The 23,577-nt window shown below is 62.3% G+C and carries 22 protein-coding genes; 16 read left to right on the top strand and 6 right to left on the bottom strand.

All coding sequences use genetic code 11. From position 1 onward, the window contains the following. The first annotated feature begins 113 nt into the window (after positions 1–113). From AC1RS8_RS13670 to nahK, 5 genes are all read left to right on the top strand, one after another. On the top strand, positions 114–1,358 hold the full coding sequence (locus AC1RS8_RS13670) for an FAD/NAD(P)-binding oxidoreductase (RefSeq protein ID WP_223502127.1): 1,245 nt from the start codon (positions 114–116) through the stop codon (positions 1,356–1,358). 9 nt (positions 1,359–1,367) lie between these two features. After that, the gene (locus AC1RS8_RS13675) at positions 1,368–2,174 is read left to right on the top strand and encodes a sulfite exporter TauE/SafE family protein (protein ID WP_349733852.1); all 807 of its coding nucleotides are present in this window, start codon (positions 1,368–1,370) and stop codon (positions 2,172–2,174) included. 209 nt (positions 2,175–2,383) lie between these two features. After that, positions 2,384–3,568, top strand: a complete 1,185-nt coding sequence (locus AC1RS8_RS13680) for a porin (protein ID WP_489340479.1) — start codon at positions 2,384–2,386, stop codon at positions 3,566–3,568. 154 nt (positions 3,569–3,722) lie between these two features. Next, positions 3,723–4,886, top strand: a complete 1,164-nt coding sequence (gene nosP, locus AC1RS8_RS13685; RefSeq protein WP_090454961.1) for a nitric oxide-sensing protein NosP — start codon at positions 3,723–3,725, stop codon at positions 4,884–4,886. Continuing rightward, a complete protein-coding gene (gene nahK, locus AC1RS8_RS13690) occupies positions 4,855–7,449 on the top strand; it encodes a hybrid sensor histidine kinase/response regulator NahK/ErcS' (RefSeq protein ID WP_489340617.1) in 2,595 nt (864 codons plus the stop codon). The genes nosP and nahK overlap by 32 nt, the downstream gene beginning before the upstream one ends. Positions 7,450–7,557: 108 nt before the next feature. On the opposite strand, the gene AC1RS8_RS13695 is transcribed toward nahK, so the two are convergent. The 6 genes from AC1RS8_RS13695 to AC1RS8_RS13720 all read right to left on the bottom strand — a co-directional run bounded on the left by AC1RS8_RS13695 (position 7,558) and on the right by AC1RS8_RS13720 (position 12,751). Beyond that, on the bottom strand, positions 7,558–8,223 hold the full coding sequence (locus AC1RS8_RS13695; protein WP_154860163.1) for a response regulator transcription factor: 666 nt from the start codon (positions 8,221–8,223) through the stop codon (positions 7,558–7,560). 56 nt (positions 8,224–8,279) lie between these two features. Beyond that, positions 8,280–8,837: a PQQ-dependent catabolism-associated CXXCW motif protein gene (locus AC1RS8_RS13700; RefSeq protein WP_057715203.1), complete on the bottom strand. Its 558-nt coding sequence runs from the start codon at positions 8,835–8,837 to the stop codon at positions 8,280–8,282. Between the two features lie 223 nt (positions 8,838–9,060). Continuing rightward, complete coding sequence (locus tag AC1RS8_RS13705; protein ID WP_057715202.1) at positions 9,061–9,852, bottom strand: ABC transporter permease; 792 nt, start codon at positions 9,850–9,852, stop codon at positions 9,061–9,063. Beyond that, positions 9,849–10,580: an ABC transporter ATP-binding protein gene (locus AC1RS8_RS13710; RefSeq protein WP_489340480.1), complete on the bottom strand. Its 732-nt coding sequence runs from the start codon at positions 10,578–10,580 to the stop codon at positions 9,849–9,851. The genes AC1RS8_RS13705 and AC1RS8_RS13710 overlap by 4 nt, the downstream gene beginning before the upstream one ends. After that, positions 10,577–11,536, bottom strand: coding sequence for a YVTN family beta-propeller repeat protein (locus AC1RS8_RS13715; protein WP_489340481.1), 960 nt, complete (start codon positions 11,534–11,536; stop codon positions 10,577–10,579). The genes AC1RS8_RS13710 and AC1RS8_RS13715 overlap by 4 nt, the downstream gene beginning before the upstream one ends. Positions 11,537–11,566: 30 nt before the next feature. Next, positions 11,567–12,751 (bottom strand): ABC transporter substrate-binding protein, encoded by a 1,185-nt coding sequence (locus tag AC1RS8_RS13720; RefSeq protein WP_493162859.1) that lies wholly within the window; start codon positions 12,749–12,751, stop codon positions 11,567–11,569. A gap of 210 nt (positions 12,752–12,961) precedes the next feature. On the opposite strand from AC1RS8_RS13720, the gene pedF reads away from it, so the two are divergent. From pedF to pqqE, 11 genes are all read left to right on the top strand, one after another. Continuing rightward, entirely contained in the window at positions 12,962–13,423 is a 462-nt protein-coding gene (gene pedF, locus AC1RS8_RS13725) for a cytochrome c-550 PedF (RefSeq protein WP_057715198.1), read from the top strand. 3 nt (positions 13,424–13,426) lie between these two features. Continuing rightward, complete coding sequence (locus AC1RS8_RS13730) at positions 13,427–14,302, top strand: substrate-binding periplasmic protein (protein ID WP_489340483.1); 876 nt, start codon at positions 13,427–13,429, stop codon at positions 14,300–14,302. A 10-nt stretch (positions 14,303–14,312) separates the two neighbouring features. Then, positions 14,313–15,074 carry a quinoprotein dehydrogenase-associated SoxYZ-like carrier gene (locus AC1RS8_RS13735; RefSeq protein ID WP_090454968.1) on the top strand — a complete coding sequence of 254 codons (762 nt, stop codon included), beginning with the start codon at positions 14,313–14,315 and terminating at the stop codon, positions 15,072–15,074. A 16-nt stretch (positions 15,075–15,090) separates the two neighbouring features. Beyond that, complete coding sequence (locus AC1RS8_RS13740) at positions 15,091–16,029, top strand: quinoprotein relay system zinc metallohydrolase 1 (protein ID WP_489340484.1); 939 nt, start codon at positions 15,091–15,093, stop codon at positions 16,027–16,029. Between the two features lie 277 nt (positions 16,030–16,306). Further along, positions 16,307–18,082: a PQQ-dependent methanol/ethanol family dehydrogenase gene (locus AC1RS8_RS13745; RefSeq protein WP_057715194.1), complete on the top strand. Its 1,776-nt coding sequence runs from the start codon at positions 16,307–16,309 to the stop codon at positions 18,080–18,082. A 239-nt stretch (positions 18,083–18,321) separates the two neighbouring features. After that, positions 18,322–19,842: an acetaldehyde dehydrogenase ExaC gene (exaC, locus tag AC1RS8_RS13750; protein WP_218498250.1), complete on the top strand. Its 1,521-nt coding sequence runs from the start codon at positions 18,322–18,324 to the stop codon at positions 19,840–19,842. 256 nt (positions 19,843–20,098) lie between these two features. Continuing rightward, entirely contained in the window at positions 20,099–20,170 is a 72-nt protein-coding gene (gene pqqA / locus AC1RS8_RS13755; protein WP_003253598.1) for a pyrroloquinoline quinone precursor peptide PqqA, read from the top strand. Positions 20,171–20,225: 55 nt separating this feature from the next. After that, positions 20,226–21,140: a pyrroloquinoline quinone biosynthesis protein PqqB gene (gene pqqB / locus AC1RS8_RS13760; protein WP_489340485.1), complete on the top strand. Its 915-nt coding sequence runs from the start codon at positions 20,226–20,228 to the stop codon at positions 21,138–21,140. 143 nt (positions 21,141–21,283) lie between these two features. After that, positions 21,284–22,036, top strand: a complete 753-nt coding sequence (pqqC, locus tag AC1RS8_RS13765; RefSeq protein ID WP_340316184.1) for a pyrroloquinoline-quinone synthase PqqC — start codon at positions 21,284–21,286, stop codon at positions 22,034–22,036. Further along, on the top strand, positions 22,033–22,305 hold the full coding sequence (gene pqqD / locus AC1RS8_RS13770) for a pyrroloquinoline quinone biosynthesis peptide chaperone PqqD (RefSeq protein ID WP_218498248.1): 273 nt from the start codon (positions 22,033–22,035) through the stop codon (positions 22,303–22,305). The genes pqqC and pqqD overlap by 4 nt, the downstream gene beginning before the upstream one ends. Further along, the gene (pqqE, locus tag AC1RS8_RS13775; RefSeq protein ID WP_340316186.1) at positions 22,283–23,425 is read left to right on the top strand and encodes a pyrroloquinoline quinone biosynthesis protein PqqE; all 1,143 of its coding nucleotides are present in this window, start codon (positions 22,283–22,285) and stop codon (positions 23,423–23,425) included. The genes pqqD and pqqE overlap by 23 nt, the downstream gene beginning before the upstream one ends. Positions 23,426–23,577 lie beyond the last annotated feature (152 nt).

The raw sequence follows: 23,577 nt of genomic DNA on the forward strand, positions 1-23,577 counted from the left end.
CGGCACATCCAACATTAATGGCGACTGACCTGACGCCATCGCGGGCAAGCCCGCTCCCACAGGTTTTTGGTTTGACTCGTAACAATCCTTGCGTGCAGCAAAAGGAACAAGCAATGAACGATCAACACTGGGGCCCATCCATCAGTGCAGATATCGTGGTCATCGGCGGCGGCACGGCAGGTATCGGCTTTGTCGCCAGCCTGCTCAAGCGTAGCCCGCATCTGAACATCACCGTGATCGAACCCGACTCCCGGCACTACTATCAACCGGCCTGGACGCTGGTCGGCGGTGGTGCCTACAACGTGGAAAACACCGTGCGGCCCATGGCGTCGGTGATGCCGCGCGGGGCCCATTGGCTGCAGGCTGCCGTGACGGGCATCGATCCCGACAAGCGCCAACTCACCCTCGGTGACGGGCGTACGGTCGGCTATCAAAACCTGGTGGTCTGCCCCGGCCTGCGCCTGGCCTGGGAGAAAATCGAAGGCCTGGAGGACACCCTCGGCCAGCACGGCGTGACCTCCAATTACAGCTATCGGCACGCGACCTACACCTGGGACCAGGTGCAGACATTGCGCGGCGGCAAGGTGCTGTTCACCCAGCCGGCCATGCCGATCAAATGTGCCGGAGCGCCACAAAAGGCGCTGTACCTGTCCTGCGATCATTGGACCAAGAGCGGTGTGCTGAACAACATCGACGTCGAGTTCAATCTTGCGGGCGCGGCACTGTTCGGAGTGCCGACCTTTGTCCCGCCACTGATGAAGTACATCGAAAAGTACAAAGCCCGGTTGGCGTTCAATTCGAATTTGGTCAAGGTCGACGGCCCGGCGAAAACCGCGTGGTTCGACGTCAAGGATGCCGATGGCAATGTTACCCGCCAGGCAAAAACCTTTGACCTGCTGCATGTCGTGCCACCACAAGTCTCCCCGGACTTCATCGCCCAAAGTCCGCTGGCCGACGCTGCCGGCTGGTGCGAGGTCGATCCCCACACCCTTCAACATCCGCGCTATCCAGGCGTGTTCGCGCTGGGTGACATCTGCGGCACCACGAATGCAAAAACTGCTGCGGCGGTGCGCAAGCAGATCGTGGTGGTGGCGGAAAACCTGCTGGCCTTGCGCAAGCAACAGCCGCTGCCGCTGAAGTACGACGGTTATGGCTCCTGTCCGCTGACGGTGGAGAAGGGCAAGGTGATCCTTGCCGAGTTCGGGTACGCGGGCAAGTTGCTGCCGACCTTTCCCCTTGACCCGACGATCCCGCGCCGCTCGGCGTGGTGGCTGAAGGCGACACTGCTACCGTGGTTCTACTGGAACGGTATGCTCAAGGGCCGCGAGTGGCTGACACGTGTGTCCAGGGTCGACTGAGAACTCCGTATGTTGCTGGCAAGTCTGTTTGGTGTAGTGATGGGGTTGGTGCTCGGCTTGACGGGCGCCGGTGGCGGTATCCTTGCGGTCCCGGCCCTGGTGTTGGGGTTGGGGTGGAGCATGACCCAGGCCGCTCCGGTGGCGTTGTTCGCGGTGGGCAGTGCGGCAGCGGTCGGTGCCATCGACGGCTTGCGCCATGGCCTGGTGCGTTATCGCGCAGCGCTGCTGATCGCGGCATTGGGTGCGGTGTTTTCGCCGATAGGCATCTACTTTGCCCACCAGTTGCCGGAAAAAATCCTGATGATCCTGTTCAGCCTGCTGATGGTCATGGTGGCCGGGCGGATGTTGCGCCGCGAGCGCAAGGACGAGGGTCCCAGCGACCATGGTCAGGCCAACTGGGGCCAGAAGAACTGCATGCTCGATCAACAGACCGGGCGCTTTTCCTGGACCGCCAAATGCACCGCGACCCTCGCCGCGCTCGGGGCAGTAACCGGCGTGGTCTCTGGATTGCTGGGGGTGGGCGGCGGCTTTCTGATTGTCCCGGCCTTCAAGCAACTGACCGACGTGCAGATGCGCGGGATCATCGCCACGTCGCTGATGGTGATCAGCCTGATTTCCGGCATCGGCGTGATCGGCGCGTTCCATGCCGGGGTGCGCATCGACGATTCGGGTATTGCCTTCATCGTCTCCAGCATCGTCGGCATGATCATCGGCCGCAAGCTCTGCGCCCGGGTGCCGGCGCGGGCGTTGCAGGTCGGATTCGCCAGCGTCTGCGTCGTGGTCGCCGCCTACATGCTGTTCAGGGCCAACGGCTGACCGGTACCGGTTCCTGTGGACGCCAGTGGGGTCCACAGGCCTACACCCTTAGTGGCGAGCCTCACCGACGCGCGGTCTTACACCGTAGTGGTCACACACCGCCAGCCAATCCAAAGCACCTGAAAACCAGCCCCAAGGCAGCGTATGGCGCCGCCCGTCAGGTTTCGATAATCGCCTCCGACACTCAGTCCCCCGTTTCGGAGCGCGCCATGCACAACAATAAGAACGTCACGCATCGTTTTCTGCCTGCCTTCATCGCCAGCCTGTCCGCCCTTGGCCTGAGCCCGCTGGCCGAGGCGGATATCATGCTGTACGACAAGGACCAGACCACGTTCTCCACCGACGGCTACATCAACGTCTTCTACGTGAACAGCGATGTCGATCGCGCCGGCGATCAGTTCGACCGTCGACAGTCGCGGGTCAAGATGGGGTTCCTGCCCAACTACCTGGGGTTCAACATGGGCAAGCAGGTAGACGACCTCAAGCTCGGCGCCCGTGCCTCGTTCTGGGTCACCATCAACGACAGCGAAACCAACGGCACCGACACCGCCATCGATGTGCGGCAGTTCTTCGGCACCGTGGCCAACCCGGAGTGGGGCGAGGTGCTGATCGGCAAGGACTTCGGGCTGTTCGCCCGATCCAACATCCTGCTCGACGAAATGCTCGCCGGTTACGGTCAGGTCAGCGATACGTTGGGGCTGGTGGATGGCGGCGGGGTGTCGTTCGGCAACATCGGCACCGGTTATCCGTATCCGTTCCCGACCTCGCAGATAACCTATCGAACCCCGGTGATGGACGGTCTGCGCGTGGCGGTCGGCATCATGGACCCGGTGGACACCAATGACAGCAGCCCGACGGGCAAGGCCTATCAGGAAAACCCGCGTACCGAGAGCGAAGTCACCTATCAATTCGACCTGGCGGGGGCAAAGATCTACAGCTGGGTCAACGGCAGCTACCAGACCTCGGACAACACTGATTCCACGGTCGAGACCGTCACCTCCAAGGGTGTCGGTTATGGCGTGCAGGCGAAGATGGGCGGTTTGTCCCTCACCGGCTCCGGTTTCCAGGCCAAGGGCATCAACCCGTTTTTCACCAACAATGCCGGCGAGCCGACCCTGCGCAATGTCGACAGCGACGGCTACCTGATGCAGGGCTCCTACAAACTGGGCAAGAACCGCCTGGCCTTGTCCTATGGCAAGACCAATGACGATGGCAACGGCGTGGTCGGCAGCGGCGCGGACTACGAGACCCGCGGCATCGCGTTGTTCCATGACGTGAACGACAACCTCAAGCTGGTGGCCGAGTACAACCAGTTTGAAATCAATGGCCACGACACCGATGAGCAGAACGAAGACACCGACACCTTTGCCGTGGGTGCGGTGCTGACCTGGTAACCCCGGGAGGTGGCCCTGGCCGTGCGCATCGCGGCGAGGGTCGCCAACCGTCTCATCCCATCGAAGCGGCTACCCGCTACCCAAGTAGCATTCGTCGCACCTCACAGACTTCGTACACTCGTGCCTCATACACACGCACCTGCCGGAGGTGACGATGCAGTCGGTCCAGAACGAAGGAATCGTCAGTGCGATGTCCCAGGCCACTGATGCCCGGCAGGTCGCGCAGGAACTGGCACGACAGTTGTTGCACCCGCACCTGGGGTTCGTGCTGTTCTTCTGTTCCGCCGAGTACGACTTGCAGGCGCTGGGGCAGGCCTTGCAGCAAAGCTTCGGCGGCATTCGCCTGGCGGGCTGCACCAGCGCCGGGGAAATCACCCCGCTGGGCTACGGACGCAATTGCGTGACGGCGGTGGGTTTCGATCATCGGCACTTTTCCATCGCGATCGAGCTGATCGACCAGATGGAGCACTTCAGCCTGATCGACGCCCAGCAAATGGTCGAGCGCCTGGTCAGTGGCTGTCGCAGCAACACCCTGGCCCCGATCAAGGGCAACAGCTTTGCCCTGACCTTGCTCGACGGCCTGTCCAGCCGTGAAGAAATGGTCCTGGCGGCCTTGAGCGCGGCATTGGGCGACATTCCGCATTTCGGCGGCTCGGCCGGCGACGATAACTACCTGACCCATACCCATGTGTACTTCGATGGCGAGTTCCACAGCGGCGCGGCCGTGGTGGTGCTGGTCAATACCTGGCTGGATTTCGAGGTGTTCACCACCCACCACGTGCTGCCCCGCGCCGAAAAGCTGGTGGTCACAGGGGCCGACAGCACTTTGCGCCGGGTCTTCGAACTCAATGCCGAGCCGGCCGCCGCCGAGTACGCCCGGCACATCGGCGTGCCGGTGGCGCAACTCGATCACCGGGTCTTCGCCGCGCACCCGTTGGCAGTGCGGATCAACCAGCAGTACTACGTGCGGGCCATACAGCAGGTGCATCCGGACCTGAGCCTGAGTTTCTACTGCGCCGTGGAAAACGGCATCGTCCTCACCGCCATGACTCCGGGGCCGATGCTGCCGAACCTGCAGAGCCTGTTCGAGGGTTTGCAGGAGCGCCTGGGTGATTTGCTGCTGACCATCGGTTGCGACTGTTTCCTGCGGCGTCTGGAACTCGAAGACGACGGCAGTCTTGATCAGATCGGCACGTTTTTGCGTGAGCAACGGGTGATGGGTTTCAACACCTACGGAGAACAGTTCAATGGCATGCACATCAACCAGACCTTCACCGGCGTTGCCATTGCCCGTGGCCGCGCCCCAGGACATCGCTGAGCTGCAGGCCGAGCTGGCCAGGCTGCGCCTGGAAAACCATAAACTGCAGCGCATCAATGGTGCGCTGATCGAACGGGTCGAGTCCGGGGTGACCCGCGGCAACGATCCGTACGCGGCATTCCAGCATTCGGTGGTGCTGGCCGAGCAGGTGCGCGAACGCACCGATGCCCTGAACCAGGCCATGGCCGAACTCAAGGCCGGTAATCATTTGCTCAGCGAAGCCCGCCTGCGCGCGGAAACGGCGCATCAACACCTGATCGATGCCATCGAAAGCATTTCCGACGCCTTCGTCCTGTTCGACGCCGAGCAGCGCATCGTGCTGTTCAACAGTCGGTTCAAGGCGTTCTGGAGCAACAGCCGGGTGCGGATCAATGCCGGCATGCGCCTGACCGAGGTCAAGCGGCTGATGATGAACAACGGCCTGTTCACCGAAGAGCCACGCGGGCATGCCGACGAAAACCTGCTTTACCGCCTGCAGAACGGGCGCTGGCTGCAAGTCAGCGAGCGGCCGACCCAGGAAGGGGGGCGGGTGATTCTGTTCACCGACATTACCGACGTCAAACTCAGCGAAACCGTACGCCGGGAACAGGCGGTGGCGCAGAAGTCGCATCTGCTTCAACGGGCGGTCGACAACCTGTCCCAAGGGGTGGCGATGGTCAGCGCCGAGGGCATTCTGGAGTTGTGGAACCGGCGTTTCCTGGAGTTGAGCGGCCTGGCGCCCGTGGCGGCCCATCGCCCGTTTGCCGAAGTAATCGCCGACAGCGAGTTGAACCTGCTGACCCCGGCCAGTCGCGATGGCAACGGACGACCGGTACGCGAATGCGAACAGCGCCTGTACGATGGCCGGGTCCTGGAAATCCGCACCCATGCGTTGCCCGCCGGCGGCTTCGTCAACACCTTCACCGACATTACCGAACGCTATCAGCACGCCGAGGCGCTGAGTGAAAGCGAGCACTGGATTCGCCTGATCACCGATCACGTACCTGCATTGATTGCCTACCTCAATGCCGACCTGGTCTACGAGTTCACCAACAAGGTCTACGAAGAGTGGTACTGCTGGCCCCGCGGCGTGATGCTCGGCCAGAGCCTGCGCGAAGTGCACAGCGAACAGCATTACCAGCGGCTGGAGTCCTACGTGGCCAGGGCGCTGGCGGGCGAGAGCGTGACGTTCGAATTCGCCGAAACCAACGTCAACAATCAGGAGCGCTACATGCTGCGCTCCTATGTGCCCAACCGTCTGGCCAGTGGCGAGGTGGTGGGGATTTTCGTGCTGATCCGCGACATTACCGAACGCCGGCGCACCGCCGAGGCGTTGCATCAGGCTTATCAGAACCTTGAGCTGCGGGTACGCGAGCGCACGGCGGAATTGACTACCCTCAATGACCAACTGCTGCGCGAGATCGATGAGCGTCGCCTGGTCGAGTCACGCTTGCGCGAGGCCAAGCAGGAAGCCGAGCACGCCAACCTGTCGAAGACCAAGTTCCTCGCCGCCGTCAGCCATGACCTCCTGCAACCGTTGAATGCCGCTCGGCTGTTTACCAGTGCCTTGCTGGAGCGGCGCGAGCCGATGTCCAGCGAAATTCTGGTGCGCAACGTGAGCAATTCCCTGGAAGACGTGGAAAACCTGCTCGGCACCCTGGTGGATATTTCCAAGCTCGATGCGGGGGTGATCAAAGCCGACATTGCGCCGTTCGCCCTCAGTGAGCTGCTGGACAACCTGGCCGCCGAATACACCCAGGTGGCGCGCAGTGAAGGCCTGCAACTGCACTTCATCGGCTGTTCGGCGCTGGTGCGCAGTGACATCCAGCTGCTCGCCCGGATTCTGCGCAACCTGCTGAGTAATGCGATTCGCTATACCTACAGTGGTCGCGTGGTGCTCGGTTGCCGGCGGCATCATCAGTGCCTGACGATCGAAGTCTGGGACAGCGGCATGGGCATTGCCGAGCATCGCCTGGAGGAGATTTTCCAGGAGTTCAAGCGCGGTGATGTGCAGCGACCGGATCAGGATCGCGGCCTGGGCCTGGGTCTGGCGATTGTCGAGAAGATTGCCGGCATCCTCGGGCATCGCATTCATGTGCGCTCGTGGCCGGGCCGGGGCTCGATGTTCTCGGTCGAAGTACCGCTGAGCGCCACCGCGCCGAAACCGCCACCGACGTTGCAGATGAGCGAGCCGATGCTTGAGCGCCTGCGCGGTGCGCGGATATGGGTGCTGGACAATGACGCGACCATCTGTGCCGGCATGCGCACCTTGCTGGAGGGGTGGGGATGTCGGGTGGTGACGGCGCTGTCGGAGGAGGACCTGGCGCGGCAAGTGGACAACTACCACGCCGAGGCCGACCTGCTGATTGCCGATTACCATCTGGACAACGATCGCAACGGTGTCGACGCCGTGGCCCGGATCAATGCCCGGCGCGCGTCACCGGTCCCGGCGATGATGATCACGGCCAACTACAGCAATGAACTCAAGCAGCAGATCCGCGAACTGGGCCACACCCTGATGCACAAGCCGGTGCGGCCGATGAAACTGAAGACGGCGATGAGTCATTTGCTCGGCCGGCCTTGAGATCCCGGCGTTTTTGCCACCGCTATCGCGAGCAAGCTCGCTCCCACAGGGACAGCATCGTACCTGTGGGAGCGAGCTTGCTCGCGATGAGAGCGACGCGGTCTTGACTCAACGCCGCAGATAAGACCCGAAATCAATATCCCCGGCACTCAGGATCGCCTGCACCCGGTTGTGCACGTTGAGCTTGCGCAGGATCGCGGAGACATGGGCCTTGACCGTGGTCTCGGCGATTTCCAGGGTGTAGGCGATCTGCTTGTTCGATTCGCCCTTGGTCATGCGTTCCAGCACCTGCAGTTGTTTGCGGGTCAGGGCCTGGAGCAGTTCGGGCGGGAAGCCCGGGGTGTCGTTCATCCGCCGGTGGGTGCTGCTTTTGGCGGTGCGGATGATGTCCGGGGGCAGGTAGACATTGCCATTGAGAATCTGCTGGATGGCATCGGTCATCTGGGTACGGGGTGAAGACTTGGTGATGAAACCCACCGCACCGTAGGTGATGGCTTGCAGCACGATCTGTTTGTCCTGCTCGGCGGAGACAATCACCACCGGAATGGTCGGCGCTTCGTTACGCAGGTTGATCAGGCCATTGAGCCCGTGCATGCCGGGCATGTTCAGGTCGAGCAGGATCAGGTCCAGGTCATCGTGTTCCTGGGTCAGCGCCAGGGCGCTGTCCAGGTCGGCGGTTTCCATCACTTCGCTGCCGGCAAAACCGTCGCTGATGACGTTGTGAATGGCTTCGCGAAACAGCGGGTGATCGTCGGCAATCAGGATTTTGTACATGGCCTTTCACCTCATTATTTTGATTATGGTGTGGCAACTACACGCACGCGTAAAGCTCAGGGAAAGGGTTCGGGGCTGGCTGGCGAAACCGGCAGATTGGCCGCTTGCCAGGCGTCCAGGCCATCGCGATACCAATACAGAGTCTTATAGCCCATGGTGGCTGCGCGTTTGACTGCATTCCAGCTCAACCAGCAGTCGGAGCGGCAGTAGAAGACCAGCGGTCGCGTCGGGTCGCCGCCAGTCAGTGATTTCAGGTTGCGGGAAAAGTAATCCTGCCAGGCGGGCGTCAGGTCACCGTCACCGGTATTGGCCAGCCAATGGCTGCCGGGCAGGTTTTCATGGGGCTGGTCTTCGATGAACTGCCCTTGCAGCCACTGACGGCGGTAGACGTCGATCAGCACCGGGCGCGGGGTTTGGCCGAGCAGGGTTTGCAGGGCGGGGGTGTCGATGATGGTTGCGCCTTGCAGTTGTTCCGGCGTCGGGCTGCGGTACAGGCCGATGCGATAGCCGTCGGTGGAGAACAGCGCCGTGTCGGCCTGCGCGGTGCTCAGCAGCAGGCCCAGCGACAGGGCGGCGAGAGTAGGGCGCAACAGGCAACGTCGGGCTCGCGGCATGGGTTCAGTCCTTATAGTTATGGACCTATTACATGCCAGTCGGGGGGCGTTGGGAATGCGACGATAGACAGGGAAACCAGTACTAAAGTAGTAATTCTCCCTGTTCAATGAAGATCCCCCTGTGGGAGCGGGCTTGCTCGCGAAAGCGTTGTGTCAGTCAACTTATTTATTGAATTTGCCGCCGCCTTCGCGAGCAAGCCCGCTCCCACCGGGGATTGTGGTGTTAGCTGGCTTTGCGCAAGGCAGCATGCTGCGGGTTGAAGGTCAGCACGGCGAGCAGCGCGAACAGCAGCGTCAAACCCGCACACACCGCCAGCGCCAGCGGATTGAAGCGTTCATACAGGGCGAAGCGCACCAGTTCCACCGCATGGGTAAAGGGATTCACCGCGCACAGCCAATACAGCCACTGGCTGGCCTCGCGCATCTTCCACAGCGGATACAGCGCCGATGACAGGAAAAACAGCGGGAAGATCACGAAGTTCATCACCCCGGCGAAGTTCTCCAGCTGGCGGATCGCGTTCGACAGCAACAGGCCCAGTGCGCTGAGCATCAACGCCACCAGCAACAGGGCCGGCAACGCCAGCAACAGGCCCATGGCCGGTGGCCGCACGCCGTAGACCCAGGCAATCGCCAGGAACGCATACACCTGCAACAACGAAATCAGTGACGTGGCCACCAGTTTGCTGCACAGCAGAAAGGTTCGGGGCAGGGGGCTGGTCAGCAGCACGCGCATGCTGCCCATCTCGCGGTCGTAGACCATCGACAGTGACCCCTGCATGCCGTTGAACAGCAGGATCATGCAGGCCAGCCCGGGAATGATGTAGACCTCGTACGGTATGTAGGTGTCGTAGGGCTCGATGATCGCGATCCCAAGCGCCGCGCGAAAGCCGGCGGCGAACACCAGCAGCCACAGCAGCGGCCGCACCAGGGCGCTCAGAAATCGGGTGCGTTGCAGCACAAAGCGCAGCCATTCGCGCAGCACGATACCGCGCAAGCATTGCCAGTAAGCGTTCATTGGACAACCCCTGATGTCGTAAGGCGAGTGAAGGCCGAGCCGAGATCGCCGCCGTGCTCCAGGCTCAGGGTGTCGGCCTGCCCACTGGCCACCAACCGGCCTTGATGCAGGATCAGCAAGTCATCGCTGGGCTGTACTTCGTCGAGCAGGTGGGTGGTCCAGAGCACGCTGATGTGCTCCTCGCGACACAGGCTGCGAATGTGCCGGTTGAGCGCCAGGCGACTCGCCGGGTCGAGGCCGGCACTGGCTTCATCGAGCAGCAGCAGGCGCGGCTCATGCAACAGGGCGCGGGCAATTTCCACCCGGCGACGATGGCCGCCATTGAGTTCGCGCACCCGTTCGCGGCGACGGTCGGTCAGGGCCTGACGGGCCAGTTCGGCGTCGACCCGAAGGTCGGTCTGATGCCGGGACAGGCCATGCAATGCCGCGTGATAACGCAGGTTCTGCTCGACGCTGAGGTCCAGGTCCAGGGTGCTTTGCTGGAACACCACGCCCAATTGCCTGAGTGCCGGGCGTGCCGCGCTGCGCAATGAACAGCCACCGACGCGGATTTCGCCGTGCTGCAGATCATAGAGCCGGGTCAGCAGGGCAATCAGGGTCGACTTGCCGGCGCCGTTGGGCCCCAGCAGCGCGGCGAAACGCCCGGGCACCAGGCTGAAACTCACCTTGCGCAAGGCCTCCCGGGAGCCGTAGGCAAAGCTCAGGTCGCTGACTTCAAGGGCGTTCATGGCGTCACCACCACACCCCAGGGATAGCGCCCGACCTTCACCGATTTGCTGACCTTGAGGCTGTCGACATCGATCACCGAGACATCGCCGCTGACGCCGTTGGTGGCCAGCAGTTGCTTCTGATCCGGGGTGAACGCCATCTGCCAGACCCGTCGACCCACCAGCAGGTAATCGAGAATCTCGTAAGTCTTGGCATCGATCACCGCCACATGATTGGCCGGGCCCAGTGCGACGAAACCGTACTTGCCATCGGCGCTGAGCTTGATGCCGACCGGCTGGACCTTGTCTGGGTGCACGCCCTTGATCTGGAAGTTAAGGGTCTTGAGCACGGTGCGGCTGGCCACATCGAGAATGGTCACGGTGCCGCCGATTTCCGCCGAGGCCCAGAGCTTCGCGCCATCGGGGGAGAACTCGACGAAGCGCGGGCGCTGGTCCACCAGGGTGCTGTCGGCCAGGGTCTGGGTGCTGGTGTCGATCCAGTGCAGCATGTTGGTGGTTTCGCTGGTGTTGACCGCCCACTTGCCGTCGGGGCTGACGGCCATACCCTCGGGCTCGACGCCGACGTTGATCTGGCCGAGTACCTTGGAGGTCTCGGTGTCGATCACCGTGACCAGCGCATCGTCTTCGTTGGAGACGTACAACCAGCGATTGTTGGGGTGCAGGGCGAATTGTTCAGGGTCTTTGCCCGAGGGCAGTTCCTTGATGATCTTGCGCGTGGCCACGTCCATCACCTGGACCCGGTCCGAGTCACTGGCGCAGATGTACAGCAGCTTGTTGTCATGGGACAGCAGCAGGCCGCGGGGGCGCTGGCCGACGGGCAGGGTGTCGGTGACTTGCAGGGTCTGCATGTCGATCAGGCTCAGGTTGTTGTCCTTTTCGTTGGAGACCCAGGTAGTGCTGGCAACGGCATTGCCAGCGGCGAGCAGCAAGGTGCAAGAGAGCAGGGTGCGGCGCATGGCGGATTCCTTGTTGTTGTGATGTTCGGATCAGGGAAAGCGGCAGCTGACCTCGGGCTTGTCGTAACCCAGGCTGTCCATCTCGTTGAACGGGTGCAAAAAGCCGTCCTGGGGTGAGGTGCTGACCAGCGCCCGGGGCTGGACAATGGGAATCGGCTGGCGCAACTGGCCATTCCACGACCGGTAGCTGAGCTTGCGACCCTTGAAACCGTCGAGCGGCAACTGATCGCTGATTTCAAGCGTACGGATCGCCATCGGCTCGGCCTGGCGCAGTTTGCTCACAGCGCTGGCGATACTGCGCACGGCCATCCATGCCGCGAAATCGCGGTCATTCATCCAGCGTCCGGTCAGGGCTTCAAAGCGTTTTTGCAGCTGCGCGGCGCCGTAGGTTTCCACGGTCTTGTGCCAGCCCACCGGGGTCAGGCCCTGGGTGCCGGCGACCGGGCGCGGGTACCAGGTCTGGTAGGGCACGTATTCGCCGAAGTCGCCGCGTTCATCGGCCACCAGCACCACGTCGTACTCGGCGGTCTGGGTGAACAGCGGCATGTCGGCCTGGGCGCTGCGGCGTTGGTCGTTATCAAAGCTCCAGGGTTTTTCCGCCACCAGTTGCAAGCCGAAGCGCTTGGCCGCGCGGCGCAGGGCGGCGGCATAGGCTTGATCGTCCGGGGTCGGGCCGACAATCAGCAGCGCCCGCTGCCATTTGCGCAACACCAGAAACTGCGCCAGCGCATCGGCGAGCATCGCCCGGCTCGGCAAGGTGTGCAGCACGTTCGGCAGGCAATCGCTGGTGCGCAGGCTGTCGTCGGGGCTGCCGGCGTTGAACAGCAAACTGTCGGGCAGTGCCGCACTCAATTGGCGCAGGCTGGTCGCGGGGGCATTCACCACAAACAGGCGCAGGCCCTGTTCATGCTGCACCTTTGCCGCTTCGAGCAAGGCCTCGGGGCTGTCGACACTGGCGCTGACCAGGCTGTAGCCGTGGTTGAGAAAACGCCCGGTGCTGTTGCTGTCGGTGATCGCCAGTTCGGCGCCGCGCAGCCCGGCATCGGTGGGCTCGGGGATGACGTTCGACAGCAACGGGCCGGCGTCGGGACGATAACCCAGGTAGCCGATCCGCACCTGCAAGGGCGCATCGGCGGCCTGACTCTGGGTGGCCAGGCCGGCGGCGCAGGCAATCGCCAGCAGGTAGATCAGGGCGTAAGGGATGAGCTGGCGCATAGGGCACTCCATTACAGGTAGCGCCAGCATAGGAAGCCCGTGAAGCTGAGGAAATATGCAGAAAGTATCGGTGGTGTCCATCCAGCGCCTTACTACCAAGGGACTAGGTAGCGACCACCAAAGCAGCATGGGGGCTGTGCGCAGGGCTTTCTAAGATGGCTGCCATAGCCTCTGCCAAGAGGTTTTGCGTGCAATCCAGAGGGCATAACAATGACAACAAAACGCAACGCCTTGCTCGTGACCGGGCTATTGGCCAGTTTGATCAGTGCAGGTTCCGTCTGGGCCCACGGCAATGTGGTACCACAGGCTGTCGCCACCCAGGGCTTGACCCCGATCAAGGACGCCGGGGTGCAGCTCGATGCCGATGGCTGGGCCGCGGTGAACCCGTATCGCACCGCCCCGGAACACGACAAGGCAGTGGAAATCGGCGCCTCGGCCTATACCCAGAACTGCGCGGCCTGTCATGGCCTGGAAGCCAAGTCCGGCGGTATCGCCCCCGACTTGCGCATGCTCGATGTCGGCGAGGCGGGCGATGAATGGTTCGCCGAACGGGTGCGCCATGGCGCGGTGCGCGACGGTCGGGTGTACATGCCGAAGATGGCCGACTACCTGAGCCAGGAAGCCCTGTGGGCGGTGCGTACCTATCTGGACACTGTGCGCGTCGAGGAGTGACCCATGCGCCTGCTCGCGGTGTTGATCAGCGCTCTGTGGCTGTGCTGCCAGGCGGTGCAGGCGCAGGTTCGCAACTACGACGAAATGATCGCCGCCGGGGAGCTGAAGGTGGCGGTCTACAAGGACTTCGCCCCCTACAGCTTTGAACGCGCTGGAAAGCCCCAGGGGGTCGATGTTGAACTCGCCGAGGCTTTGGCCAAGGCACTCGGTGTGCGCCTGTCGCTGATCTGGGCACCGGCCGGGGAAAAACTCGATGACGACCTGCGCGACTACATCTGGCGTGCCAGTGCCTTGCACAACCAGCAACTGGCCGACCTGATGATGCGCGTGCCCTACGACCGTGACTACGCGCAGAAGCGCAACGAGTTCGGCGAACTGGTCAACGGCCAAGTGGTGATGTTCGGTCCGTACCAGAACGAACAATGGCAGGTGGCCTATGACCGCCGAAGGCTGGACAAGGTCGCCAGCGTCGCGGTGTTCGAGTATCACCCGATTGGTGTCGAAGTCGACAGCGTGCCCTCGTTCTACCTGACCTCGGTGTTCAACGGCATGCTCGCCGGCAAGACCCATCACTATTCGGGCGTACCCCAGGCGTTTGCCGCGATGAAGGCCGGTGAGGTCGACGCGGTGATGGCCATGCGCGGCGAAATCGACTGGCAGGTGCACGAAGCGGCCGACCCGCAGGTGGCGCTGGCAGAAAATGCCTACCCGAACATGGGCAAGCAGCTCTGGGAAATCGGCATGGCGGTGCACGAAAGCAACCGTCAACTGGCCTATGCCGTGGAAGAGGCGTTGGAAGCGCTGATCCGCGACGGTTCGGTGAAGACCATCTACGGTCATTACGGCCTGCGTTACGACGTGCCCGAGATGTATCAATAAGGAGCAGGCGATGAAATGGCGAGGGAGTTGTCTGTTGGCCTGCTGGTTGAGCCTGGCGGCACAGGCTGGCGCTATCGATCCCGGCAAGGATCCGGTGCCATCGGTGATGTGGGCCTTCTACCATCAGCGGTTTCTGGGCAATGCGCCGTTCGTGTTCGATGAGCGGGTCAAGCTGCTGGCGCCACCGTTTGCCGAAGATGCCCGGCAGGTGCCGCTGGAAATCGATGCCCGGGCGTTCAATGGCGAGGTGGTGAAAATCCTCGCCTGGGCAGAGCTGAATCCGTTACCGAAAATCGTCGACTTCCAGCCGCTGAATTCGGTTTTGCCGTGGCTGTCTTTGCGCATTCGCATCGAACAGGCGACGCCCTTGCGCGCGGCGGTGTTGACCCGCGACGGCGTGTGGCATGTCGGCTCGACCCTGATTGACGCCGCGGGTGGCGGTTGCACCGCGCCGAGCGTGGTGCGGACTCAACCGGGCTGGGAGGAGCGCATCGGCGAAGTGCTCGGTGGTCGTTATCCCCGGGACGGGTTCAGCCGTTTGCGTATGCAGGTGGCCCATCCCATGGACAACGGCATGGTCAGCGGCATTCCGGAATTCTTCATCAACCATGCCGAACTGCGCGACCGCAACGAGCAAGTGCTGGCCCGGCTGGAGCTGTTCCCCGCGGTCAGCGAAAACCCCAACCTGGCCTTCGACATCGAAGGGGCAGGGCAAACGCGCCTGCTGCTACGGGACAACAGCGGCAATGAGTTCGATGCGTCGATCCCCTGACCCTAAGGAGCGTGGCATGCGCTGGATCCTGTTGATGGTGTTAAGCGTCAGTCTGCCGGCCCTGGCCGATCTCGAGTACTCACTCAAGCCCCGGCGGATCGCCCAGGACACCTGGCTGCTGGAAGGCAGCACCGATAATTTCGCCAAGGCCAACGGCGGCAACATCGTCAACACCGCGTTTATCGTCACTGAACGCGGTGTGGTGGTGATCGACACCGGGCCGTCCAGGCGTTACGGCGAAGCGATGCGCAAGGCCATTGCCGCCACCACCGACAAGCCGGTGATCGAGGTCTTGCTGACCCATCACCACCCGGACCATGTGCTGGGTAATCAAGCCTTCACCGACGTGCCAATCGGCGCCTTGGCCGGCACCAGCGAGCTGTTGCACCAGCAAGGCGATGCCATGGCGGAGAATATGTACCGGATGGTCGGCGACTGGATGCGTGGCACCGAAGTGGTGCTGGCGACTCAGACGCTGACACCCGGCGTGAAAAGTTTTGGGAATCACGATCTGCGCTTGCTGAGCCTGGGTGGGCATACGGGCGCGGATCTGGCTATTCTCGACCAGCAAACCGGTGTGCTGTTTGCCGGGGACCTGGTGTTTTATCAGCGGGCGCTGACAACGCCCAACAGTCCAGGGCTGTCGGTGTGGCTGGCGGACATCGCGACCCTGCAAGGCTTGCCCTGGACACAGGTCGTGCCGGGCCATGGGCCGGTGTCGAGCGATCCACAACCCTTCGAGCAGATGCGCGATTACCTGACCTGGCTCGATCAGCTCATGCGCGACGGCGCGGCCAATGGCAGTGATATGGCCGAGATGATCCGCAGCCCCATCCCCGAACGCTTCGCCGGGATCAACCTGAGTCGTTATGAACTGATCCGCAGCGTCAGTCATCTGTACCCGCGCTACGAGCGAGGGCAGATGACGCGGGTGGATTCTGCCGCGCAAAAGTGAGCAAACACAGCCCCCCCTGTGGGAGCGAGCTTGCTCGCGATGAGGTCCTGACAGTCAACATTGATGTCGGCTGATACGACGCCATCGCGAGCAAGCTCGCTCCCACAGGGGATCTATGTATGGCACAAAGTTCGCTGCTCATCTCCTCCGAACCTGTACCAAGGAACTAGAAAACTCCACATTGCGGGCAATTGTTGCCAGGGCAGCGGCGCCCAAGAATCTGCACCAGACCGGGAAAATTTTCCGGACATAACAAAAATCCGCAGAGGAAGCCGTCATGACCCAACCCGCACGTCGCCAGTCCTTCGTCCTGAGCCTGCTGCTCAGTGCCATGCTGTTGTCCGGCCAGGCATTGGCCGGGGTTTCCGACCAGGACATTCTCCAGGACCCGAAGAACCCGGAACAGGTCGTGACCAACGGCCTCGGCGTTCAAGGGCAGCGCTACAGCCCGCTGGATATTCTCAATGTCGACAACGTCAAGGAGCTGCGCCCGGCGTGGGCGTTTTCCTTCGGCGGAGAAAAACAGCGTGGCCAGCAAGCGCAGCCGATGGTCAAGGACGGCGTGATGTATATGACCGGTTCCTACTCCCGGGTATTCGCCGTGGATGCGCGCACCGGCAAGAAACTCTGGCAATACGACGCGCGCCTGCCCGATGACATCCGCCCTTGCTGCGACGTGATCAACCGTGGCGTCGCGCTGTATGGCGACCTGGTGATTTTCGGCACCCTCGACGCCAAGCTCGTGGCGCTGAACAAGGACACCGGCAAGGTGGTGTGGAGCAAGAAAGTCGCCGACCACAAGGAAGGCTACTCGATCAGCGCCGCGCCGCTGGTGATCAACGGCAAGCTGATTACCGGCGTGGCCGGTGGCGAGTTTGGCGTGGTGGGCAAGATCGAGGCCTACGACCCGAAAAACGGTGATCTGCTGTGGACCCGGCCAACGGTCGAAGGCCATATGGGCTACGTCTACAAGGACGGCAAAGCGGTTGAAAACGGCATCTCCGGCGGCGAGGCGGGCAAGACCTGGCCGGGCGATCTGTGGAAAACCGGTGGCGCCGCCCCTTGGCTTGGTGGCTATTACGACCCGGAAACCAACCTGCTGCTGTTCGGTACCGGCAACCCGGCGCCGTGGAACTCGCACCTGCGCCCAGGCGACAACCTCTACTCCTCGTCGCGCCTGGCGCTCAACCCGGACGACGGCACCATCAAGTGGCACTTCCAGAGCACGCCCCACGATGGTTGGGACTACGACGGCGTGAACGAGCTGGTGTCCTTCAACTACAGCGAAGGTGGTAAGGAGATCAAGGCGGCGGCCACTGCCGACCGTAACGGTTTCTTCTACGTGCTGGACCGCACCAACGGCAAATTCATCCGTGGCTTCCCGTTCGTGGACAAGATCACCTGGGCCACCGGCCTGGATAAGAACGGCCGGCCGATCTACAACGAAGCCAGCCGTCCCGGTGCCCCGGGTTCCGAAGCCAAGGGCAGCTCGGTCTTCGTAGCGCCGGCGTTCCTCGGCGCGAAAAACTGGATGCCGATGGCCTACAACAAAGACACCGGGCTGTTCTATGTGCCGTCCAACGAATGGGGCATGGACATCTGGAACGAAGGTATCGCCTACAAGAAAGGCGCGGCGTTCCTCGGCGCCGGCTTCACCATCAAGCCGTTGAACGAAGACTACATCGGCGTGCTGCGGGCCATCGATCCGAAAACCGGCAAGGAAGTCTGGCGCCACAAGAACTACGCGCCGCTGTGGGGCGGGGTGCTGACCACCAAGGGCAACCTGGTGTTCACCGGCACGCCTGAAGGCTTCCTGCAGGCCTTCAACGCCAAGACCGGCGAAAAGGTCTGGGAATTCCAGACCGGCTCTGGCGTGCTCGGTTCGCCCGTGACCTGGGAAATGGACGGCGAACAGTACGTCTCGGTGCTCTCCGGCTGGGGCGGCGCGGTACCGCTGTGGGGCGGCGAAGTGGCCAAGCGGGTGAAGGACTTCAACCAGGGCGGCATGCTCTGGACCTTCAAGCTGCCCAAGGACCTCGTCGCCAAGCATTAAACCTGTAGGAGCGAGCCTGCTCGCGATGGTCGTCAACGATAACGCTGGAAGCCTGATACCCCGCGGCGTTCTCGGGTTCATCGCGAGCAAGCTCGCTCCCACAGTGTTTTGTGTGAAACCTACGACCAAATAACGAGAGCCCCTCCTGCCAACGATGCATTCGTCTGGCGCGCGGGGCTCTCTAGTATCGGCGTATCGCCTGTCAGTACGACAGGCATCGACCCAGACAGAGGCCCACCATGATCTACAAACAACCCGGAACCCCAGGCGCCGTCATTACCTTCAAGCCGCGCTACGGCAACTTTATCGGTGGCGAGTTCGTTGCCCCGATCAATGGCGAGTACTTCACCAACACCTCGCCGGTCAACGGTGAAGTGATCGCCGAATTCCCGCGCTCCAGCGCCGCCGACATCGACAAGGCCCTGGACGCCGCCCATGCCGCTGCCGACGCCTGGGGCAAGACCTCGGCCCAGGACCGCTCCCTGGTGCTGTTGAAAATCGCCGACCGCATCGAGCAGAACCTTGAGGTCCTGGCCGTCACCGAAACCTGGGACAACGGCAAGGCCGTGCGCGAAACCCTGAACGCCGACGTGCCGCTGGCGGCCGACCACTTCCGCTACTTCGCTGGCTGCATCCGCGCCCAGGAAGGCGGGGCTGCCGAGATCAATGAGCTGACCACGGCCTATCACTTCCATGAGCCCCTGGGCGTGGTCGGGCAGATCATTCCGTGGAACTTCCCGCTGCTGATGGCCGCCTGGAAACTCGCCCCGGCCCTGGCCGCCGGCAACTGCATCGTGCTCAAGCCTGCCGAACAAACGCCGCTGTCGATCATGGTCTTCGCCGAGCTGATCGCCGACCTGCTGCCGGCGGGTGTGTTGAACATCGTCCAGGGCTTCGGGCGCGAAGCCGGCGAGGCCCTGGCCACCAGCAAGCGCATCGCCAAGATCGCCTTCACCGGCTCGACCCCGGTGGGCGCGCACATCATGCATTGCGCCGCCGAGAACATCATCCCGAGCACCGTCGAACTGGGCGGCAAGTCGCCGAACATCTTCTTCGAAGACATAATGAACGCTGAACCGGCGTTCATCGAAAAAGCCGCCGAAGGCCTGGTGCTGGCGTTCTTCAACCAGGGCGAAGTCTGCACCTGCCCATCTCGGGCACTGGTCCAGGAGTCGATCTACGAGCCGTTCATGGCCGAGGTGATGAAGAAGATCGTCAAGATCAAGCGCGGCAATCCGCTGGACACCGAGACCATGGTCGGCGCCCAGGCGTCCGAGCAGCAATACGACAAGATTCTCTCGTACCTGACCATTGCCCAGGAGGAGGGCGCCGAGCTGCTCACCGGTGGCGCGGCCGAACGTCTGGAGGGTGACCTGTCCAGTGGCTATTACATCCAGCCGACCCTGCTCAAGGGGCACAACAAGATGCGCGTGTTCCAGGAAGAAATCTTCGGTCCGGTGGTGGGCGTCACCACCTTCAAGGACGAAGCCGAAGCGCTGGCGATTGCCAACGACAGCGAGTTCGGCCTCGGCGCCGGCCTGTGGACCCGCGACATCAACCGCGCCTACCGCATGGGCCGGGCGATCAAGGCCGGGCGGGTGTGGACCAACTGTTACCACCTGTACCCGGCGCACGCGGCGTTCGGTGGCTACAAGAAATCCGGCGTCGGCCGGGAAAACCACAAGATGATGCTCGACCACTATCAGCAGACCAAAAACCTGCTGGTGAGCTACGACATCAATCCGCTGGGGTTCTTCTAACCTCGCAAGAACACTGAAAAACCTGTGGGAGCGAGCTTGCTCGCGATGAGGCCGGCACATTCAACATCTCGGTTGACTGTTGCGCCGTCATCGCGAGCAAGCTCGCTCCCACATGGGTTTTGTGTTGCCAATGACTGCGCAACACCCCCTACCAAATCACCCCGCAAACTCCTTCGAAAGTAGCATTCGGGCATTCGGCGCCCCGTGCATTAATGGCTCTACCGGAATCACCCGGGCACAAGAAGAGGAATGACCCATGTGGACTAAACCCGCGTTTACCGATCTGCGCATTGGCTTCGAAGTGACGATGTATTTCGCCAACCGTTGATTGACCACCCGGCCAGCCGATGCGTTGGCCGGGCCTGCCTTCTGGAGCATCCGCCATGCACATCCGCGTTCTCGGTTCCGCCGCTGGCGGTGGTTTCCCGCAGTGGAACTGCAACTGCCGCCAGTGCGCCGGTGTGCGCAATGGCAGCCTGCGGGCCCAGCGCCGTACACAGTCGTCGATTGCCCTGAGTGACGACGGTGTGGAGTGGGTGCTGTGCAATGCTTCACCGGACATTCGCGCGCAACTCGAGGGTTTTGCGCCGCTGCAACCGGCGCGCCGATTGCGTGACACTGCCATCGCCGGCGTCGTGCTGCTGGACAGCCAGATCGATCATTGCACCGGTTTGCTCAGCCTGCGCGAAGGCTGTCCGCATGACGTTTGGTGCACCGCGCGTGTGCATCAAGACCTGAGCAGCGGTTTCCCGTTGTTCACCATGCTTGAGCACTGGAACGGCGGATTGCAATGGCAACCGGTCGGCCTCGATCGCCAGCCGTTCGGCATCCCGGCCTGCGAGCATTTGCAATTTCGCGCGATTCCCCTGGTGAGCAACGCGCCGCCGTATTCACCCAATCGCGGCAACCCGCAACCGGGCGACACCATTGGCCTGTTCATAGAAGACCTGCGCAGCGGTGCCTCGCTGTTCTATGCGCCTGGCCTTGGCCGAATCGACGATGAAGTGCTGGGCTGGATGCAGCGTGCCGATTGCCTGCTGCTGGACGGCACCCTGTGGCGCGACGACGAGATGCGTCTCTGCGAAGTCGGCCAGAGCCTGGGCAGCGAAATGGGGCACCTCCCACAAAGCGGCCCCGGCGGGATGCTTGACGTGCTGGAGGGTTTCAATCGCCAGCGCAAGGTGCTGATCCATATCAACAACACCAATCCCATTCTCGATGAAGACTCGGCCGAGCGGGCTTTGCTGGAGCGGCGGGGGATCGAAGTGGCTTATGACGGCATGAGTATTGAGCTGTAACCAAAGGCTCTATCGCGAGCAAGCTCGCTCCCACAATGGATTTCTGCAATACATGAAATTTGTGTTCCCACCGAACACCTGTGGGAGCGAGCTTGCTCGCGATAGGGCCAGCGCAGGCACCGCAAAAATTCCCGGAGAACAAAATGACTGACACCCCCATGTCCCCCACAGAATTCGAAGCCGCCCTGCGCGCCAAGGGCGCCTACTACCATATCCACCATCCCTTCCACCAAGCGATGTACGCCGGATGCGCCAGCCGCGAGCAGATCCAGGGCTGGGTCGCCAATCGCTTCTATTACCAGGTCAACATCCCCCTGAAAGACGCTGCCATCCTGGCCAACTGCCCGGACCGCGATGTGCGCCGGGAGTGGCTGCAACGGATTCTCGACCACGACGGCGTCCCCGGCAGCGAGGGCGGAATCGAAGCCTGGCTGCGCCTGGGCGAAGCCGTGGGCCTGGATCGCGAGCAGATCCTCTCCCAGGAACTGGTGCTGCCCGGGGTGCGGTTTGCGGTGGATGCCTATGTCAATTTCGCCCGTCGCGCCTGCTGGCAGGAAGCGGCCAGCAGTTCGCTGACCGAACTCTTTGCCCCACAGATCCATCAGTCGCGACTCGACGCCTGGCCGACCCATTACCCGTGGATCGACGTCGCCGGCTACGACTATTTCCGCACGCGCCTGAGTCAGGCGCGGCGTGATGTCGAGCATGGCTTGCGCATTACCCTGGCGCACTACGTGACGGCCGAGGGGCAACAACGCATGCTGGAGATCCTGCAATTCAAGCTCGACGTGCTGTGGAGCATGCTCGATGCCATGAGCATGGCCTACGAACTTGCACGCCCGCCTTATCACACGGTCACCGGCGACAACGTCTGGCACCGGGGGATCGCCCTGTGAGCCTGATCAATCGCCAGCAGTCACCGGCCTTGCGTCGTGGTTTTCGTCTGCAATGGGAGCCCCGTCAGGATTGCTACGTGCTGCTGTACCCCGAAGGCATGATCAAGCTCAACAGCAGCGCCGGGCAGATTCTTGACCTGGTGGATGGTCAGCGCAGCGTGGCGACGATCATTGATCGATTGAGCGCGAATTTCCCCGGCGTACCCGGGATCGACGAAGACGTGCTGGCGTTTCTGGAGGTGGCCCATGCGCAATTCTGGATCGAGTGAGGCGCTGCCCGGACCGCCGCTGTGGCTGCTCGCCGAGCTGACTTACCGCTGTCCGTTGCAGTGCCCCTATTGCTCCAATCCGTTGGACTTTGCCAGGCACGGCGAGGAACTGAGCACGGAAGAATGGATTCGCGTATTCCGCGAAGCGCGGGACATGGGCGCCGCGCAATTGGGCTTTTCCGGTGGCGAGCCGCTGGTACGTCAGGACCTCGCCGAGTTGATCAAGGCCGCCCGGGACATGGGCTACTACACCAATTTGATCACTTCGGGCATCGGCCTGACCGAGCAGAAGGTGCGCGACTTCAAGGTGGCCGGGCTGGACCATATCCAGATCAGTTTCCAGGCCGCCGACGAAGCGGTGAACAACATGCTGGCCGGCTCGCGCAAGGCCTTTGCCCAGAAACTCGCCATGGCCCGTGCGGTGAAAGCCCAGGGCTATCCGATGGTGCTGAACTTCGTCACCCATCGGCACAACATCGACCGGATCGCGCAGATCATCGAGTTGTGCCTGGAGCTGGAAGCGGATTTCGTCGAATTGGCCACGTGCCAGTTCTATGGCTGGGCTGAACTCAACCGCGTCGGCCTGTTGCCCACACGGGAGCAATTGCAGCGTGCCGAGCGCATCACCAACGAGTATCGCCAGCGGCTTGAAGCTCAGGGCCACCCGTGCAAGTTGATCTTCGTCACCCCGGACTACTACGAGGAACGCCCCAAGACCTGCATGAACGGCTGGGCCAACCTGTTTCTTGACATCACCCCCGACGGCACGGCCTTGCCTTGCCACAGCGCCCGGCAGTTGCCGGTAGCGTTTCCCAACGTGCGCGAGCACAGCCTCTCGCACATCTGGAACGACTCGTTCGGCTTCAATCGTTTTCGCGGTGATGAGTGGATGAAGGAGCCGTGCCGCTCCTGCGATGAAAAGCACAAGGACCTGGGCGGGTGCCGCTGCCAGGCTTTCATGCTGACTGGCGATGCCAGCAATGCCGACCCGGTGTGCAGCAAGTCGCCGCACCACGGCGTGATCCTCAAGGCCCGCGAAGAAGCCGAGGTGCCAGGGATGGGGATCGAACACCTGACGCTGCGCAATGCGAAGACTTCGCAGCTGATCTATCGCGGTTAGTCTGGCGACATAAATCCCCTGTAGGAGCGAGCCTGCTCGCGATGAGGTCGGCACAATCAACATTGATGTCGACCTCATCGCGAGCAAGCTGAACTGGCCTAATAATTCCGGACACCTCTTAAGGGCGATATGATTTCGCCAACTTGGAGGTT

The sequence above is a fragment of the Pseudomonas sp. GW821-FHT12A04 genome (assembly GCF_058807755.1).

Bases quoted from the DNA above. Each gene is read 5' to 3' on its own strand.
- AC1RS8_RS13720 (WP_493162859.1), bottom strand. From the start codon at position 12,751: ATGCGCCAGCTCATCCCTTACGCCCTGATCTACCTGCTGGCGATTGCC.
- AC1RS8_RS13700 (WP_057715203.1), bottom strand. From the start codon at position 8,837: ATGCCGCGAGCCCGACGTTGCCTGTTGCGCCCTACTCTCGCCGCCCTG.
- AC1RS8_RS13745 (WP_057715194.1), top strand. From the start codon at position 16,307: ATGACCCAACCCGCACGTCGCCAGTCCTTCGTCCTGAGCCTGCTGCTC.
- AC1RS8_RS13710 (WP_489340480.1), bottom strand. From the start codon at position 10,580: ATGAACGCCCTTGAAGTCAGCGACCTGAGCTTTGCCTACGGCTCCCGG.
- pqqC (WP_340316184.1), top strand. From the start codon at position 21,284: ATGACTGACACCCCCATGTCCCCCACAGAATTCGAAGCCGCCCTGCGC.
- AC1RS8_RS13735 (WP_090454968.1), top strand. From the start codon at position 14,313: ATGAAATGGCGAGGGAGTTGTCTGTTGGCCTGCTGGTTGAGCCTGGCG.
- AC1RS8_RS13715 (WP_489340481.1), bottom strand. From the start codon at position 11,536: ATGCGCCGCACCCTGCTCTCTTGCACCTTGCTGCTCGCCGCTGGCAAT.
- nosP (WP_090454961.1), top strand. From the start codon at position 3,723: ATGCAGTCGGTCCAGAACGAAGGAATCGTCAGTGCGATGTCCCAGGCC.
- AC1RS8_RS13670 (WP_223502127.1), top strand. From the start codon at position 114: ATGAACGATCAACACTGGGGCCCATCCATCAGTGCAGATATCGTGGTC.
- pedF (WP_057715198.1), top strand. From the start codon at position 12,962: ATGACAACAAAACGCAACGCCTTGCTCGTGACCGGGCTATTGGCCAGT.
- AC1RS8_RS13705 (WP_057715202.1), bottom strand. From the start codon at position 9,852: ATGAACGCTTACTGGCAATGCTTGCGCGGTATCGTGCTGCGCGAATGG.
- AC1RS8_RS13680 (WP_489340479.1), top strand. From the start codon at position 2,384: ATGCACAACAATAAGAACGTCACGCATCGTTTTCTGCCTGCCTTCATC.
- AC1RS8_RS13730 (WP_489340483.1), top strand. From the start codon at position 13,427: ATGCGCCTGCTCGCGGTGTTGATCAGCGCTCTGTGGCTGTGCTGCCAG.
- exaC (WP_218498250.1), top strand. From the start codon at position 18,322: ATGATCTACAAACAACCCGGAACCCCAGGCGCCGTCATTACCTTCAAG.
- AC1RS8_RS13740 (WP_489340484.1), top strand. From the start codon at position 15,091: ATGCGCTGGATCCTGTTGATGGTGTTAAGCGTCAGTCTGCCGGCCCTG.
- AC1RS8_RS13675 (WP_349733852.1), top strand. From the start codon at position 1,368: ATGTTGCTGGCAAGTCTGTTTGGTGTAGTGATGGGGTTGGTGCTCGGC.
- AC1RS8_RS13695 (WP_154860163.1), bottom strand. From the start codon at position 8,223: ATGTACAAAATCCTGATTGCCGACGATCACCCGCTGTTTCGCGAAGCC.
- pqqB (WP_489340485.1), top strand. From the start codon at position 20,226: ATGCACATCCGCGTTCTCGGTTCCGCCGCTGGCGGTGGTTTCCCGCAG.
- pqqE (WP_340316186.1), top strand. From the start codon at position 22,283: ATGCGCAATTCTGGATCGAGTGAGGCGCTGCCCGGACCGCCGCTGTGG.